Source organism: Alkalicoccobacillus plakortidis (assembly GCF_023703085.1).
Lineage (GTDB): Bacteria > Bacillota > Bacilli > Bacillales > Bacillaceae_D > Alkalicoccobacillus > Alkalicoccobacillus plakortidis.
Window position 1 is genome coordinate 262,406 of sequence record NZ_JAMQJY010000003.1, and the last position, 15,998, is coordinate 278,403.

Annotated in this window: 14 protein-coding genes and 1 pseudogene; 5 read left to right on the forward strand and 10 right to left on the reverse strand. The window is 41.3% G+C overall.

Translation table 11 applies throughout. The features are described from left to right. Positions 1 to 70 precede the first annotated feature (70 nt). The 5 genes from NDM98_RS18745 to NDM98_RS18765 form a co-directional block, all read right to left on the reverse strand. Positions 71 to 994, reverse strand: coding sequence for a YhgE/Pip family protein (locus NDM98_RS18745; protein ID WP_251610872.1), 924 nt, complete (start codon positions 992 to 994; stop codon positions 71 to 73). Positions 995 to 1,048: 54 nt separating this feature from the next. Next, on the reverse strand, positions 1,049 to 2,242 hold the full coding sequence (locus tag NDM98_RS18750; RefSeq protein WP_251610874.1) for a coiled-coil domain-containing protein: 1,194 nt from the start codon (positions 2,240 to 2,242) through the stop codon (positions 1,049 to 1,051). Between the two features lie 34 nt (positions 2,243 to 2,276). Beyond that, complete coding sequence (locus NDM98_RS18755; protein ID WP_251610876.1) at positions 2,277 to 3,080, reverse strand: YhgE/Pip domain-containing protein; 804 nt, start codon at positions 3,078 to 3,080, stop codon at positions 2,277 to 2,279. After that, positions 3,077 to 3,586: an Rrf2 family transcriptional regulator gene (locus tag NDM98_RS18760; RefSeq protein ID WP_251610878.1), complete on the reverse strand. Its 510-nt coding sequence runs from the start codon at positions 3,584 to 3,586 to the stop codon at positions 3,077 to 3,079. The genes NDM98_RS18755 and NDM98_RS18760 overlap by 4 nt, the downstream gene beginning before the upstream one ends. A 183-nt stretch (positions 3,587 to 3,769) precedes the next feature. Then, on the reverse strand, positions 3,770 to 4,660 hold the full coding sequence (locus NDM98_RS18765; protein WP_251610879.1) for a LysR family transcriptional regulator: 891 nt from the start codon (positions 4,658 to 4,660) through the stop codon (positions 3,770 to 3,772). A 100-nt stretch (positions 4,661 to 4,760) separates the two neighbouring features. Between NDM98_RS18765 and NDM98_RS18770 the strand changes: the two genes are divergently transcribed. Further along, the gene (locus tag NDM98_RS18770) at positions 4,761 to 5,072 is read left to right on the forward strand and encodes a flavodoxin family protein (protein WP_251610882.1); all 312 of its coding nucleotides are present in this window, start codon (positions 4,761 to 4,763) and stop codon (positions 5,070 to 5,072) included. Beyond that, entirely contained in the window at positions 5,053 to 5,304 is a 252-nt protein-coding gene (locus tag NDM98_RS18775) for a hypothetical protein (RefSeq protein ID WP_251610884.1), read from the forward strand. Before NDM98_RS18770 ends, NDM98_RS18775 begins: the two co-directional genes overlap by 20 nt. A gap of 58 nt (positions 5,305 to 5,362) precedes the next feature. Here the strand turns inward: NDM98_RS18775 and NDM98_RS18780 are convergent, their stop codons facing one another. After that, positions 5,363 to 5,803, reverse strand: a complete 441-nt coding sequence (locus NDM98_RS18780) for a Dps family protein (protein ID WP_251610886.1) — start codon at positions 5,801 to 5,803, stop codon at positions 5,363 to 5,365. Positions 5,804 to 5,889: 86 nt separating this feature from the next. Beyond that, entirely contained in the window at positions 5,890 to 6,207 is a 318-nt protein-coding gene (locus NDM98_RS18785; RefSeq protein WP_251610888.1) for a CHY zinc finger protein, read from the reverse strand. Between the two features lie 171 nt (positions 6,208 to 6,378). On the opposite strand from NDM98_RS18785, the gene NDM98_RS18790 reads away from it, so the two are divergent. Both NDM98_RS18790 and NDM98_RS18795 read left to right on the forward strand, forming a co-directional pair. Continuing rightward, entirely contained in the window at positions 6,379 to 7,881 is a 1,503-nt protein-coding gene (locus NDM98_RS18790; protein WP_251610889.1) for an AbgT family transporter, read from the forward strand. A 25-nt stretch (positions 7,882 to 7,906) separates the two neighbouring features. Then, positions 7,907 to 9,256 (forward strand): M20/M25/M40 family metallo-hydrolase, encoded by a 1,350-nt coding sequence (locus NDM98_RS18795; protein ID WP_251610891.1) that lies wholly within the window; start codon positions 7,907 to 7,909, stop codon positions 9,254 to 9,256. A gap of 82 nt (positions 9,257 to 9,338) precedes the next feature. Here the strand turns inward: NDM98_RS18795 and NDM98_RS18800 are convergent, their stop codons facing one another. Together NDM98_RS18800 and NDM98_RS18805 are read right to left on the reverse strand one after the other, a co-directional pair. Then, on the reverse strand, positions 9,339 to 9,677 hold the full coding sequence (locus tag NDM98_RS18800) for an ArsR/SmtB family transcription factor (protein WP_251610900.1): 339 nt from the start codon (positions 9,675 to 9,677) through the stop codon (positions 9,339 to 9,341). Then, on the reverse strand, positions 9,677 to 10,090 hold the full coding sequence (locus NDM98_RS18805) for an SRPBCC family protein (RefSeq protein ID WP_251610901.1): 414 nt from the start codon (positions 10,088 to 10,090) through the stop codon (positions 9,677 to 9,679). The genes NDM98_RS18800 and NDM98_RS18805 overlap by 1 nt, the downstream gene beginning before the upstream one ends. 433 nt (positions 10,091 to 10,523) lie before the next feature. Between NDM98_RS18805 and NDM98_RS18810 the strand changes: the two are divergent. Then, positions 10,524 to 14,821: pseudogene (locus NDM98_RS18810) on the forward strand (S8 family serine peptidase). Positions 14,822 to 14,867: 46 nt separating this feature from the next. On the opposite strand, the gene NDM98_RS18815 reads toward NDM98_RS18810, so the two are convergent. Next, the gene (locus NDM98_RS18815) at positions 14,868 to 15,941 is read right to left on the reverse strand and encodes a DNA alkylation repair protein (protein WP_251610902.1); all 1,074 of its coding nucleotides are present in this window, start codon (positions 15,939 to 15,941) and stop codon (positions 14,868 to 14,870) included. Positions 15,942 to 15,998 lie beyond the last annotated feature (57 nt).

Here is a 15,998-nt window from a genome sequence, read left to right on the forward strand (position 1 = left end):
CCCGATGGCAATCTACCACCGGGCTTACTCAAGACTTATACGTTTGCTGTTTGATCCATTCTTTTTGCTTTCATAACAAAATATGCAATGGAACCACTGTAAAAACAACAAAGATTCCAGCTAGTACTAACAAATCACTCACCATTGAACCGCCGAGAGTAATCGCCTGACGATAGGCGTCAATGGAATATGTCATTGGTAGGAATGGATGAATCGCTTGGAAAAATCCATTTGAAAGCTGAATCGGGAACGTTCCTCCAGCTCCTCCGAGCTGAAAAATCATAAGAATTAACATCATAAAACTTCCCGGTGGCCCAAATAAAATGTTAAAGAATTGGATCAAAGCCATAAAAGCAATCGATGTCACTAAAGCTACTAGTAGTGTGGCCCCAACGCTTTGTGGCTCAAGACCAACGATCCATACCATAACCGCAACTAATACACTAGCTTGCAGCAATGAAACAAGGAAATGAATCGAGAACTTACTCAACCACCATTTAATCCCTGATGTTGGATATTCAGCAGGCTCCTTAATTGGAAACAGTAAGCAATAAATAACCGCTCCAATAAATAACGCAACTGACATCATATATGGAGCCATTCCATATCCGTAGTTGGGAAGTTCAGAAACTTGAGTCTCTGATAGTTCAGTTGGAGCAGAGAACATCCCTGCATTATCATCTTCTGAATGAATATCCCTTACTTCTTCGGCTCCCTCAGCTAGCTTATCAGCTAGCTCCTGCGAGCCATCAACAAGCTGAACAGAACCATCCTTTAACTCATGAGCGCCATCATTTAATTGACCTGCCCCGTCAGCTAGGTCATTTAATCCTCCGTTTAAAGAATGAAGGCCGTCTTGGATCTGTGGAAGTCCTTCCGCAAGAGAATTTGCTCCTTCTTCCAACGCATTTCCGTTTTCATCGAGCTGCTGTGCACCAAGCCGCAAGTTCAGGTCCACTCTCTGCAAGCTCGCTCGAACCAGCAGATAGCTCATCGCCTTTACCTGCCAACTCTCCTGCTCCACCTGTAAGGTCGCCTGACTTCTCATTTAATGTTTGAGAACCGCAGCAAGCTCAGCTCCCTTATCTGCAAGCATCTCTGTGCCACTCGTTAATTCACCTGATTTCGAGCTCAGTTCATCTGCACCTGAAGACAACTGCTCAGCTGCACCATTAAGTTGATCAACGCCTTCTGTATATTGATTAATTCCATCTTCTAGTGCAACTGCTCCCTCGTTTAGACTAGCAACACCGCCTGCCGCCTGCTCGGACCGTTCAGCAAAAGTTGATAAGCCATCCGTTAGCTGCTTGCTACCATCATGAGCTGAACCGATTCCACCAGAAAGCTGCGCCACAGCACCTTGAAGGCGTTCTGCTCCCTCACCTACAATACCTGATTCAAGATCTGCATAACCATTTTGGAGCTCGCCTGCCCCTTGAACCAATTGGTCGAAACGATCTATTGCATCTGGGATAGCCTTTGTTGCCTCGTTAACAGACCCAAGCTTCTCGTTTAGTTCACCGACTGCTGTTTTTAATCCAGCTATACTTTCATTTACTGCAGCTGTATCTGCTTCAGTAGATTGATTGCCTTGAGCCGCCTCAACCTCACTTAATAGTGTTTCTTTTTGTTCATCAGATAGATCTGCACTACTATTCGCAATTACATTTTGAATCTCAGTGTCATTAGACGTTTTGCGTTCTAGTACCTGTTGATTAAGAGAAGCTATTTTCTCAGATAAGTCATCAAGTGCTGAACCAATTGAAGAGTTCAAATCTTGATTGCTCACATTTTCACTTAATTGATTTAACGAATCCTGAATCTGTTTGAGACCTTGAACCAACTCTGCTGATTTTTCTGTTGATCCTTCTAGTTTCTCAGCTAATCCATTTACTTTCTCTTCAAGACTTGAACTACCTTCATCTAGCACGGCAAGTCCATCTGATAACTCAGATCCTTTTTCAGCGAGTGTAGAGGCACCTTCATTTAATTGAGAGATACCTGGCTCCAACTCTTGCAGTCCCTCTGCAAGCTGGGTACTTCCGCCTCTCAAATCTTCGTTATTACCAGCAAGCTCTTTGGCACCTGCTTTTTGTTCTGTTAATCCATCTCGTAATTGTTCAACACCATCTGTATACTGCTTCACACCATCATTTAATTGACCAGCACTGGATGTATACTGCTGGACTCCTTCATTCAAATCGTTGACACCAGCTGCAAACTGTTCGACACCGTTATACAACGTGCCAACTCCAGATACATATTGCTGAACGCCATTATTTAAGTCGTTTGCTCCAAGCTGTATATTGCTGCAAGCCTGAGTTCAGACTACCTACACCTTCTGTATAAGAATGAATGCCTTCAGCAAGATCTGACGCCCCACTTGCTGCAGTTCCGACATTCACCTCTAGCTTTTCTCCGCCTTCTTCAGCAGAGTTAGCCCCATCTTGAAAGGTCACGGTGCTATCGGCAATCTTTTGAAGATTATCTTCGAGTTTTTGATTACCATCCTTTAATTCGGTTGCACCATCAGACCCGTCCTGAAAACCGTCTCCAACCTCATCAAGTTTTGTGAACATTGTCTCTGCATATTCCTTCGTGACGGTTTCAGCAATTTCCTGATTAAGCTCTTTAGCGGCTGATTCACTAATTTTCTGCGCGATGTAATTTTGACCGCCACTTGTATAATACTCAAGGTTCATTTTTTGTGGATGATCATCTAACACAGTTGAAGCATGTTCTGAAAAGGTATCTGGGATGACTACAACCATGTAATAATCACCGTTCTCTAACCCTTCCATCGCTTCATCACGATTTGGCATATGCCAATCCAAACTGTCATTATCCTCGAGATTTTCTATCAGATCCTGCCCAATTTGTAATGTTTCCCCTTCATACTCAACTGCCTGATCTTCATTTACAATCGCAACTGGTAACTGATCTGCATTACCATAGGGGTCCCAAGAGCTAGCAAGAAAAATTCCTGCATACATACTAGGTATAATCAGTAACGCTAATACAACCACAAGCAATTTTCTATTTGTTAAGAGCTTCTTCCACTCTGCTTTTATCATATTCATCTTGCATCGCCTTTCCCTTCAGTAGAACTAACTTCCTTTGCTATTGATTGATTCCAATCATATAGAGCCAAATTTTCAAAACCAGTGATCTCAGACAGCATTTCTTTTAGAGGAAATTTGGCTAACTCGTTTCGATAGCTGCTTTGAGCACTTAAAAAGGATTCTTGAAAAACCTTTTCCCCTATTTCCGTAACTTTTGACTCAGGGAACGTTCGCTGAAACAATCCATCCAATTGAAGAAAATCCTCTGTCCCCTCAATCGCATCAAAAAGGTCCAATGCTGTAACATCCTCAATTGGACGAGCTAGTGTAAATCCACCATTTGTCCCTGACACAGATTTAATCAAATTGTGCACTACAAGCTTTCTCATTACCTTTTTTAAATAGGAAGAAGACACATGTAATCGACTACTGATCACGTCACTTTTAACTGGCTGACCTTCTACCTGTGTCGCAAGAATCACCAGAATACATGCTGCCTGCTCCACTCCACCTTTAAGCTTCATCTATTTATCACACCTCATTAAAGACTTTAATTGTACATAATGGATAAAAAATGTCCATGACTGGAGTATACTCCGGTCATTACGGCATTGCAAGGGTCAAATTTTAAAAAATGGGGGAAAGAAGCTTGGGCAGAAGTATACGGATAACTTATAAAGACAAACGCAGTTCAGTTTTTATGATAGTTATGTCCAGCCCATTCCTATAATCCTCATAATTACTGCCAAGCTAGTTGCTACTTCTCGCATCATTGTCATCATTTCCTCAATTGCTCCTTCTCTCTCTTTATTCTTGTGAGAAACAACGTACGTAGAAATACGTGATGCACTTTGAATATCTTCTGCCTTGATAGCTCCTGTAGTTAGTTCTTTTTCAATATAAAAATAAGGTAAAAGAGCTTTGCCTATGCCGCTGATTGCACACTGTTTGATGGCTTCTGTACTCCAGAATTCAAGTTTATCTTTGCTTTGCCATCCTCGACTTTTTACGAGATCATCCATGATACTTCTGTAGCTGCACTCTCCTTCTGTGTATAAAAGAGCGTCGTTCTCTTTTTCCAAATCAGCTCCTGCAATCATCATTCTCTCCTGTTTCAATTCCTCTATATATAGATTGTGATCTATCCAGTTGTCCTTCTCTAAAATGATTGCCAAGTCTAATTCGCCACTTTGGAACTGGCTATTTAGATCCTGATAATGGACCGAACGCAGTATCAACTTTACTTTCGGATGCATTTTCTTAAATCGAGCTAAAATATCTGGCATTCTCGCAATAATTAAAGACTCAGATGCACCAATTCGTAACTCTCCTGTTAACTGATCCTTATCTTGCAAAATTCCTTTAGCCTCCACATACTTTGCAGTGATTTCTTTTGCATATGGAAGGAATGTATGACCATGTTCCGTTAATACAATCTTACTCCCTAAGCGGTCAAAAAGCCGTTTTCCTAATTCATTTTCTAGATCCTTTATATGGTTTGTGACAGACGACTGTGCGTACCCTAATTCATCTGCCGCTTTCTTAAAACCATTTCTCTGAACAATCGTTATAAATGTTACTAGGTGTCGTAACTCCATATGTCCTCCATTATTCGTTTTAGTGAACTCTTTTATCTATATTATTCATTTTACTGATATCGATTATAGACGTAAACTAAAGAAAAAAAGGAGTGTACAAATGAATCTACTTACAATCTACTCAAGCAGTCGTAGAAATGGAAATTCTGAGCAACTAGCCAAACGAGTAACTGAAAACATAAACACCACAGAGATTTTTCTAACTGATCATGCTTTTAAACCTATTATAGATCAACGCCATTTGGGAAAAGACTTCGATCCGGTTCATGATGGATACAAAGAGTTACTAGAAACCTTTTTAAAATTTGATACGTACCTTTTTGCTGTCCCTGTTTATTGGTTCAGCATGCAAGCCCAAGCTAAAGATCTTCTTCGATCGCTGGTCACAGTACATGCGAGATCCACAACTTAACTTTAAAGAACAAGTGTCAGGGAAAAAGGTCTATCTTGTTATTACGGCTAATGATGAGCCTCTTGAAGACATCATGGCTCCACTCATTCAGCAGTTCAGGTTAATCTGTGATTTTATTGGGTTAGAATTAGTAGAAATCATTATTGGAAAAGGGAATAAGCCAGGAGACATACAGCACGATGCGCTTGCCCTAAAACAAGCAGCTGAATTAAACAGAACATTACGAAGATGAATCACAAAAAAGGCAAAACAAACGAGTAACATCGTCTGTTTTGCCTTTTTGTTCGTTATTAGCCTAGATAAGCTGCAAGCATCCACGTATGCTTGTCTAGCTCTGCCTTAAGCGCAATAAACATATCTGCTGTTGACTCATCTTCTGCTTGTTCTGCAGCTTGGATAACAGCTTCCGCATGTTTGGATACTGCGTTAAAGTCCTTTTCAATAGAGGCAACCATATCGCGTGCTGTCTCTTGTCCTGTCGCTTCCTCCACGTTTGAAGTTGCTAAAAATTCCTTCATTGTAGCAATTGGTTTACCTTTAATCGCCAGAATTCGCTCAGCAATCTCATCTACATGGGCTCCTGCTTCGTTATAAAATTCTTCAAATTTAGCATGTAGTGTAAAGAAGTCGGCTCCTTTTACATTCCAATGAAAATTATGAAGTTTTGTATACAGCACATTCCAGTCTGCAAGCTGTTGGTTTAGTTCGTTTACTACGGTTTGATTGGTCATATTCGTAACACGCTCCTTCATTTGTATAACTATATTATATATCATTTAATAAGAGATATCAAATAATAATAATTATAAATAAGGATTTATTTTTCAAAGTAAATGGAAGAGTGCAGACTACATCCTTCGTTAAATTGCGATCTGCACATTGGACATGAATATTCACTCAATAAGTAGTCATGAATAGTTAATTCGCTTTTACAAACTCCACAGAGAATCGCCTTTTCATCAAATTCTTCTTTTGGCCAAACGACAATTTGATGGTCCTCATGAGTTTGATGACATTGATAACACGGATAGTAGCTTCCACAGCATTTAAATTTAATTGCGATGATGTCTTTATCCGTATGATAGTGGACACATCGTGTTTGATCATCCATTAAAGAACCTTTCACCTTTTTCATTATTTACCTCTTTTCCTTAGACTATAAACAGGAATCTTACTATGTTTTTTGCACGAATTATCTTATTTATCTTGCAATTCTATGTATTTCTATTTATTATATTGGAATGCCTACAAGACAACAATCGACAAATTTCTTGCAAACTAGCAGAATGAGAAGGGATCCCTATTCATGAAACGTATTGGTCAAAAATCATTAATCATCATCGAAAAAATAGGGAACAAACTTCCTGAGCCTTTAACTATTTTTCTACTTTTAATTGGACTATTATTCCTAACATCAACTGTTTTCCAATTAGCCGGCGTTACGGTCATTCATCCAAGTACGATGGAGGAAACAGCAATTAAGGGGCTTCTTAGTAGCGAAGGTATTGCTTACATCGTTACTTCCCTCGTCTCAAACTTTGTACAGTTCACCCCACTTGGGATTGTCATCACGATGATGCTTGGGATTGGATTGGCTGAACGGGTCGGTTTACTTGAAACATTCATTAAAAAAATGATGTTATCTGCACCAGTATGGTTAATTCCATATATGATCTTTTTTGCCGGGAACTTCGCTACTGTGGCAACTGATTCCGCCTTTCTTATCGTACCGCCTCTTGCAGGAATTATCTATTATTCTCTTAAAATGAATCCCCTGGTTGGAATTATTACTGGCTTTGCAGGTGTTTCCAGCGGATATGCTACTGGTATTTTAATTACAGCTAATGAACCGCTACTCGCAGGAATTACAAATGAGGCCATTGCCATATTGGGTAGTGATGTATCGGTCAGCCCAATCAGTAACTATTATTTTATGGTGGCCGGTGTAATCATTTGTACCCTTATTGGTGGAACGATTAGCCGCAAAATAACTGAACCTAGACTTGGACTCTATCAAGGAGAACAAAAAGAAGAAGTTAAACCTGTAACTAAAGAAGAAACAGCTGCTTTAAAGACTACTGGAATTGTCGCAGCCATTTATGTTGCTCTATTGTTACTCGCACTTATGATTCCAAACAGTCCTTTGCGAAATGAAAACGGTGGACTGCTACCTTCACCGTTATTAGATGGACTCGTTACGTTCCTTCTTGTATTCTTCTTTATCATTGGATTAACGTACGGAATAAAAATGAAGCGAATTAGCAGTATAAATGATGTTGGTAGGTTCATGGGTGAATCTGTCAGTAGTATGAAAAATTTTATTGTACTTGTCTTTTTTATTGCACAGTTCACGGCATTTTTCCAATGGACAGGAATTGGATTATGGCTCTCTGTAGCAGGCGCCCAGACGTTAACGACTTTTGGTTTCACTGGAATTGGCGCAATCATTTGCTTTATCATCTTCACTTCTCTAATTAATATGGTGATATCTAGTGGGTCTGGTCTGTGGGCAATTTTTGCTCCTATATTTATCCCGATGTTCATGCAACTAGGCTACCATCCTGGCTTTATACAGATGGCTTATCGTATTGGTGACTCATCGACTAGCATGATCTCACCCCTGCTTCCATATATGGTTGTAATATTAGAATTTCTACGTAGATGGGATAAGAAAATGGCACTTGGAACACTAATTTCCTATACTCTCCCTTATTCCATTGCTATACTAATCGGAATGATTATATTATTTGTAGCATTTTATTTGCTAGGTATCCCAATTGGACCTGATGTAGACGTTCGTTTACAATAATAGATTTTCAGGAGGTTACTCAACAATGAGTATTAAAGCGATCGACACTATCGTTCAAGAGCAGCAGCAACAATCCATTGATACATTGTTCACGCTTCTGAAACAAGAAAGCATCAGTACGCAGAATAAGGGTATGCGTGAATGTGCCGCTCTCATGCAAGATCTGATGAGAGAGATTGGCATTGATCCGGTATTACACGAAACAAAAGGACATCCCATTTTATATGGTGAGCTGAAATCAGAGAATGCATCTGCTCCAACTATTTTATTATACGGTCACTATGATGTTCAGCCTCCTGATCCACTAGATCACTGGCACAGTCCGCCATTTGAACCGACGATTCGCGACGGGCGTATCTATGCACGAGGAGCCGGTGATAATAAAGGACAAATTGTCGCTCAGCTATTGGGTGTAAAGGCGTATCTAGAGGTCTTTAAGTCCCTACCTGTTAATCTTAAATTTGTCATTGAGGGCGAAGAAGAGATGGGTAGCGTACACTTACCAGACTTTGTTCAAGAACATAAACAGATGCTAAAAGCTGACCTTGTTTATACTGCAGATGGTCCCTCTCATAACAGTGGTCTTCCATTGGTTTTGCTTGGTGTACGCGGTATGCTTGCGCTCGAGATTGAGGTTGAGGGAGCAGCATTTGATAATCACTCAGGTAACACAGGAAACATCGTGCCTAACCCAGCATGGGAACTGATGGAATTACTACAAACCATGCGCGATCAAGATGGACGCGTTCTGATAGATGGCTTTTATGATCACATTCGTCCTTCCACCCCAGAGGAAGATAAGCTACTTGAAGAGCTCCCATTTAACGCCAAAGAAGTCGGTGAAAAAATCGGGTTTCCATCACTTGAATTGGATGGAGTCGGATACCATCGTAAATTAACAATGGAACCCACCTTCAACATCTTTGGACTTAAAAGCGGCTACCTGGATGAAGGCGTCAAAACCATCACTCCATCAAAAGCTAGCGTAAAGATTGATACACGACTTGTCGTTGACCAGAATCCAAAGGATATCTTTGAAAAAATTAAACGACATGTGAAAGCACATCACCCTACAGCAAAGGTTCGCTTCTTAGGTTCGATGGATCCATCTCGAACGCCGGTTGATACTGAGATTGTGCAAAAAGCCATTAGTGGCATTAGAGACGCCTATAACCAAGAACCACTCATTCAACCGAGTCTTGGCGGTTCACTTCCTGATTATGTGTGGACAAACATACTAGAGGCTCCCTCTATGCTGATGCCTTATGCAAATTTCGATCAACGTAATCACTCACCAAATGAAAATATTGCAGTCGAAAACTTCTTGAATGGCATCAGCTGTACAGCCCATGTTATTCATGAATTAGGGAAATAAAAGGAAAAGCGCAGGAGTGAGTATCCCTGCGCTTTTTTCGTGTTATTGATGTGGGTGTGGTTGGCTCCGAGCTTCAGCCCCGTTATTCAGAAGTCTTCCCCTCTTCAGCTTCTGCTAAATACTTGAGCACAGATAACTTATTTGTCCAAAATTGATCAAAGTATGAGAGCCATTCTTGTAAGTCAGCTAATGGTTCAGGCTGCAGCTGATACCTTTTTTCCCGACCTACCTTTTCTCCCTTAATCAATCCCGCTTCTGACAGAATAAATAAGTGCTTTGCTACAGCTGTTCTAGTCATGTCAAAATGACTAGTAATGTCAGCAATAGGTCTCTGTTTTTCTGATAATAGCCTTAGAACCTCTCTTCTGGTCGGATCAGCTATGGCTTGAAAAACATCATATTTTTTTGCGGTTTGTGTCATTATTGCTCCACGACTTTCTTAAGTCGAGCAACAATGCCATTCCATCCTCCATTCATTCTGTCGCGTATAATTGCACTCTTTTCGTTTGCCTTTCCAATAGTCGCTTCTGCTTCCTTCCAGCCACTATGGATGATTGTGAATTCAGTACCTCCGTCAATTACTTTGAGGTCAAATGTTACGATCAAGCCATCTGTATCCCATGTGAAAGAAAGCTTATTTGGCTCGTCTACCTTTATCACTTTGCACGGAGAAGGACCGAATGGTGATTGTAAGTGAAACTCGTGTCCCTCTATTGCTTCAAAATCATTCGGCATGAACCATGATTCTATTCCTGAAGCGGTTGAGGCAAACTCCCATACTCTTTGAATAGGCGCATCTATTTGTATCGTTTTTTTGATATCTTTAACAGTCATTGGTAAGCTCCTTTATCTTTCATACGTTGAAAATATCATATAACACCTTTTGGTTTCATTTCAAGCATTATTCTTAATACTTTAGTCTCTGTTTATGTATCAACCTATTTTAACCTCAAATTTCCCTTCCATTCGTTTGTAATCGATTCAATATGTTAGATTTTCCATCTCATAGAATGATGCTTTAACACGTACCTGATCTTGTATGTAGACTTGTTTACCACCCTCACGATGTTAATAAAACCTCATATAATAAGCCTTTTATCTCTCTGCCTAACTCAATATTACTTTATTCTTAATTTTCTAAATAGTACTGTTTTCTACTTATTTTTTAGCTATGATACTTCTATCAACGAGATTTACATAAAAAAGAAAAATAATAGGAAGAGGTGACGATTTAGCAAGAAAAAAATAACTAAAAGGAGAAAAGTGCATGCCAAATAACATGAAAGTTAGACAATTCATTTCCATTTTCTTAACGATGTTGTTTATTTTCACTTTATTGATTCCTCATCAGACGTTAGCACAATCGGCTAGTACGTCTGTTTTTGATTCTGCACAGGCAAGCTCTGAGAAGATCAGTGAACGTCTGTATGAAGAATTTGAAAAAGAGGAATACGTTACCTTTCTATTAAAATTTAAAGAGCAAGTAGATACTGCGGAGGTAGCAGCAAATGTGGCTTGGACTCAGCAGGCGCAAAATGCTTCAGCCTCGCAAATGAAATTACTTGAGCGTTCGGCCATTGTTTCGAGCCTGCGTGCGACAAGTATTGATAGCCAAAAGGAGGTTACAGCTTTTCTTGAGAAGGAGTTAGAAGCAGATCGTATTAAAGACTTCGAATCCTTCTTTATTGTTAATGGAATGGCTGTGACTGGTACAAAAGAAGTCATGGAAAAACTAGCTACTCGACCTGAAGTAGGGAAAGTACTTCCTAATGAATTGAGACAGCTAAATCCAACTGAACAGACATCAGCAGAAACACCTGAAGCAGCAGCTGATTCTGATATTGAATGGAATATAGGTCATATTGGAGCACCATCAGTGTGGGAACAAGGTATTGATGGAAGCGGAATTATCGTTGCCTCTATCGATACAGGTGTTCAGTGGGATCATCCGGGTCTAGTGGAGCAATATCGTGGATATGATCCAGCTAATCCTGATAGTCCTACCCACGATTTCAACTGGTTTGATGCTACTGCGGGCGAAAACGTCCCTTATGACGATGATGGTCATGGTACACATGTCACCGGAACAATGGTTGGGGTTGAGCCAGACGGATCTAATGCAGTAGGTGTGGCACCTGGAGCCGAGTGGATTGGGGTAAAAGCCTTCACGGATATCGGTGGAACAGATGCTGACTTGCTTGCTGCTGGTGAGTGGATAATCGCTCCGACCGATGCAGACGGCAATCCCCAAGCCAGAGAAAGCACCCGATATTGTTAATAACTCATGGGGTGGTGGTCCTGGACTAGATGAATGGTACCGTCCAATGGTTGAAAACTGGAGAGCAGCTAATATCTTCCCAGAATTTTCGGCTGGAAATACCAACTTTTTTAATCCAGGTGGACCAGGTTCAGTTGCAAATCCAGCAAATTATCCAGAGTCATTTGCAACAGGAGCAACTGATATTAATGACAACTTAGCAGGATTCTCACTTAGAGGTCCATCTCCATACGAAGAGATCAAACCAGAAATTGCCGCACCAGGAGTGAACATTCGCTCTACCGTTCCTGGAAGTGGATACGAAGGCGGTTGGAATGGAACCTCAATGGCAGGCCCACACGTCGCTGCGGTCGCTGCCTTACTTTTACAAGCTAATGCATCTCTCACTGTTGATGATTTAGAAGAGGTCCTTACTTCTACTGCGATTCCATTAACAGATGATGAGTATCCAGAATCACCGAACAATGGCTTTGGTCATGGTTTGGTTAATGCTTATGATGCTGTAGCATCTGTTTTAGATGGTATTGGTACAGTGGCAGGAAGTGTTACAAAAGATGGTGAAGACACAGAACCTCCAACATTTGAGCACGAGCCAGTAACTGAAGGGTATGCTTGGAACTGATATTCCATTAACAGTTACAGCAACAGATGATATTGGTGTAACTGGGGTTGAATTAAGCTTCCGTACAGCTGATGAATGGACATCCGTTGAGGCGACTCAGGTAGATGGAAACCATTTATCCGGTACATACGCAGCAACAATTCCAGGCGAAGCAGTTGATGGAGAATCCATTGAATACAAATGGACGATTACTGACTTCGGTGAAAATGCAACAGAATCCGATATCTATGAAATTTCTATTTTACCTGCAATTGGTATTGGTTACGAAGAAGACTTTGCAACAAAACCAGATGGCTTGGTATTCATTTGGCTCTAATGATGTTTGGGAGTGGGGTGAGCCTCAATCCGGTCCTGGTGAAGCTCTAACGGGTGACCACGTGTATGCTACAAATCTATCTGGAGATCATCCTAACAATGCCAATATGACACTTGTTATGCCTCCAATCGATTTAGATGATGGCGAAGCATATTTGCAATTTACCCATTGGCACGAGCTAGAGAACAACTATGATTTTGCCCATGTCTTTATCTCAACAGATGGCCAAGCGTGGGAAGCACTTGAACGTTTTAACGGTGCAACAGCCGATTGGATTGAAACAGAGATTGATCTATCTGATTATGCTGGACAACGCATCTATCTTGGATTTAACGTCACAACTGATATCTCAATAACAAATGAAGGTTGGTTTTTGGACCAAGTGACGTTGAGTGGCGAGTCAACATCGCCTACGTACTCACCTGGTGTTGAACCTCCAAACCATACCTACTTTAATCGCAATCTCGAAAAAGAAAACATAGATCCAGATAAGATTCAACCTGAGCAAACATCAGTTAAAAAACCTGCAGTATCTAAAAATGAGCCTGCGATTGAACTAGCAGCGCTTCCAGTACAAGCTACTGTTAACGTATTGGAAAGTGGCCGTTCTGTACAAACAAACCCTGCTGACGGTAGCTACCAACTTAAACACGCACCTGGTGATTTCACACTACGTGCAGATGCCTACGGATTCCAATCCGAAGAGCAGACCGTTACAGTTGAAGCAGACGAAACAACATCAGCTCATTTTACTCTTACTGAAATTGCTGAAGGTACCGTTACCGGTGTCGTTAGTAATGATGCAACAGGTGAGCCAATTGTTGGAGCAACCGTCACATTACTTGAAGATGGTCATGTTGCTCCTGTTCAATCAAACGAACAAGGTGAGTATGAGTTAACAGCGTATGAAGGATCGTATACGCTACAGTTTACAGCCCCAAGCTTCTACAGCAAAACGTTAGAAGTGACGATTGAAGGAGACGGAACCGTAACTCATGATGTAGCATTGGAACCATTTATCGGATATGAAGGTGAAATTGGTTACGACGATGGGACAGCTGAAAATGCACGTGTATTCTTTGAAGCTGGCAATGGCTGGGCCGTAAGAATGTCACTTGCTGAAGGCGAAGATCGTGCACTTCTTACAGGAGGCCTATTCCGATTCTGGGACGAGGAATGGCCAGTACCTGGAGGAACAGATTTTAAGGTAGCTGTCTATGACGCAAGTGGATCAAATGGAACACCTGGAAAACAAATCGCAGGTCCTATTGATGCCACAGCAGAGCGTGATGGTGGTTGGACTGACGTAGATCTTTCTGGGGAAGGAATTATGGTTGAAGGAGACTTCTATTTAGTCTACATCCAAGCTGCTGCCAACCCTAATGCTCCTGGACTTGCAACAGATGAAGATGGTCCATTTGCAGACAGAAGCTGGAGTTTGTTGGGGGAAGCTGGGCCAAAACCCCGGCTGAAGAAGGAAACTATATGATTCGTGCAAAAGTAAACTATGAATTAAGTGCACCAACGATTACCTCTCCTGAGGATGGAACGTTCACGAACGAAGAAGTTGTCACTGTTGAGGGTACGTCCTCCGCAACAACAGACATCACGATTTACAATAATGGTGAAGATGCCGGCTCAACAACAACTGACGAATCAGGTGGGTTCACCGCTGATATTAATCTTTCAGAAGGTGAAAACGAATTAACCGCTGCTACCGTAACCGATTCAGGAGAGAGCGATGCATCTGAAGCCGTCACGGTGATTCTAGATCAAACGAACCCAGAGCTTGAGATCACTGAACCAATCGATGGATCTAAAACAAATCGTGAAACAGTAACTGTGAAAGGAACCGCGACCGATGATTACCTTGATACTGTCACTGTAAATGGTCAAGAAGCAAGCTTAGATGAAGATGGAAACTTTAGCAAACGAATTCTCCTTGATAATGGAAGCAACGACATCGAAGTGATTGCAACAGACAAAGCCGGAAATGAAACCTCCGAGCAACTCACAATCGATGTAAAATTTGATGCCCCGGTCATTGAGAATTTAAAACCGGATGAAGATAAAGAGCTCAAATCAGGTGAATCCGTCAAAATTGAATTCACAAGTGAAGAAGATCTTGATGCAACCTTTATCATCCGCATGCCATTAACCAACAATACCTCCAATGCAAACGAACTACCAATTCGCGAAGAAAGCGATGGCACGTACGTGGGCTACTGGACAGCTACTTCCAATGTAGAAGTGGAAGGTGCTCAAATCGAAGTCATTGTCCGTGACGACTACGGCAACGAAACACGCGAAGTCGCACCGGCGAAAATGAATGTGAATGTAGAAGAATAAAACGAACCCCCAAGCGAGACGATATGTCTTGCTTGGGGGTATTTTATCACCCAACCTCAAACTCAACCGACACCTTCTCTTCCCCATTTACAATTATGGTCAGCTGATGCAAACCGGGGTGGTGCTTACGCGTTGAGAGATCTTCAAAGGCATGCGTGCGAGAATAGGATTTTGTTTCGTTTTTCTGGATAGATGTTTCTGAGAGCTTAAATACTTTACGTGTTCTATTCCCCCGCGCTTTTACATAATCAATGGCATAATCCACACGTAGCTTCGTACCAACTTCGGAATATAAATCAAATGAGAAATCTACTCTCTCACCAACTTTTATAGAAGCCGTTTTGAACTCAAATTCTTGGATATGTAAATTGTGGCTGTTTTCATAGCCAAATAGAGCAAGAACCTGCTTATCTCCTTTTTTCAGTAAGCTACGACTAGCATGCTTAATAATCCAATCTGTATCCACACTTTCTCCGTACCAATTGTTGGCTATCTCAATAAACAAATCGGGGTGAGTTTTTGTGATGTCATTTAAGCTGTTTGCAACACTTCGGCGGACATATAAGGATTCGTCCTCTTTAAGTTTTTCGAGTATCGGTAAAATGGGAGTAGGGTCTTGTTTAAAAGTCGGCACAGAAATGCCCCACGGTAACCGAGGACGGCTTCCTTCACTCGCAAGCCTTCTCACATGCTCATTCGAACTTTCTGCCCATATTTCGGATTGGCTAATCATCCGCTCAGTATCTTGGATAAAATAAGGACGAACGGCGAATTCTGCTGTTGAATACTCCGTTAGTATCTCCAGAGCATCAATTGATTCCTCCCAAAACTCTAGTCCATAGCACTGAACAAAATCAGGAAACACGATGCCGGCCAGACCACTGTAGCTTGGTGCTACTTGAACGAGAATCTTCAAAGCTTCGGGGTATGAAGCAGGAAGAGTTTCGTGTAAAGCCTCCGTAATTCGTCGCTTTCTCTCCATTAATTCTAATGCTTGCCAGTCGGGTTGTAGAATCAACCTGCTGCATGCTTCAGCGTCAAATTCAAGGTTTACACTTTTGATATCAGCTGTCAGTTTTTGCACATAGGCCTCATTATAAATGGCTTTTAACGGTTCCATATCATACTCACCCACCTATCTAAGATCATTTCTACTTCCATTATAGGAGAATGTACG

Coding starts and splice junctions, on each gene's coding strand:
- NDM98_RS18745 (WP_251610872.1), bottom strand. CDS start 994: ATGAGCTATCTGCTGGTTCGAGCGAGCTTGCAGAGAGTGGACCTGAAC.
- NDM98_RS18755 (WP_251610876.1), bottom strand. CDS start 3,080: ATGAATATGATAAAAGCAGAGTGGAAGAAGCTCTTAACAAATAGAAAA.
- NDM98_RS18760 (WP_251610878.1), bottom strand. CDS start 3,586: ATGAAGCTTAAAGGTGGAGTGGAGCAGGCAGCATGTATTCTGGTGATT.
- NDM98_RS18765 (WP_251610879.1), bottom strand. CDS start 4,660: ATGGAGTTACGACACCTAGTAACATTTATAACGATTGTTCAGAGAAAT.
- NDM98_RS18770 (WP_251610882.1), top strand. CDS start 4,761: ATGAATCTACTTACAATCTACTCAAGCAGTCGTAGAAATGGAAATTCT.
- NDM98_RS18775 (WP_251610884.1), top strand. CDS start 5,053: ATGCGAGATCCACAACTTAACTTTAAAGAACAAGTGTCAGGGAAAAAG.
- NDM98_RS18780 (WP_251610886.1), bottom strand. CDS start 5,803: ATGACCAATCAAACCGTAGTAAACGAACTAAACCAACAGCTTGCAGAC.
- NDM98_RS18785 (WP_251610888.1), bottom strand. CDS start 6,207: ATGAAAAAGGTGAAAGGTTCTTTAATGGATGATCAAACACGATGTGTC.
- NDM98_RS18790 (WP_251610889.1), top strand. CDS start 6,379: ATGAAACGTATTGGTCAAAAATCATTAATCATCATCGAAAAAATAGGG.
- NDM98_RS18795 (WP_251610891.1), top strand. CDS start 7,907: ATGAGTATTAAAGCGATCGACACTATCGTTCAAGAGCAGCAGCAACAA.
- NDM98_RS18800 (WP_251610900.1), bottom strand. CDS start 9,677: ATGACACAAACCGCAAAAAAATATGATGTTTTTCAAGCCATAGCTGAT.
- NDM98_RS18805 (WP_251610901.1), bottom strand. CDS start 10,090: ATGACTGTTAAAGATATCAAAAAAACGATACAAATAGATGCGCCTATT.
- NDM98_RS18815 (WP_251610902.1), bottom strand. CDS start 15,941: ATGGAACCGTTAAAAGCCATTTATAATGAGGCCTATGTGCAAAAACTG.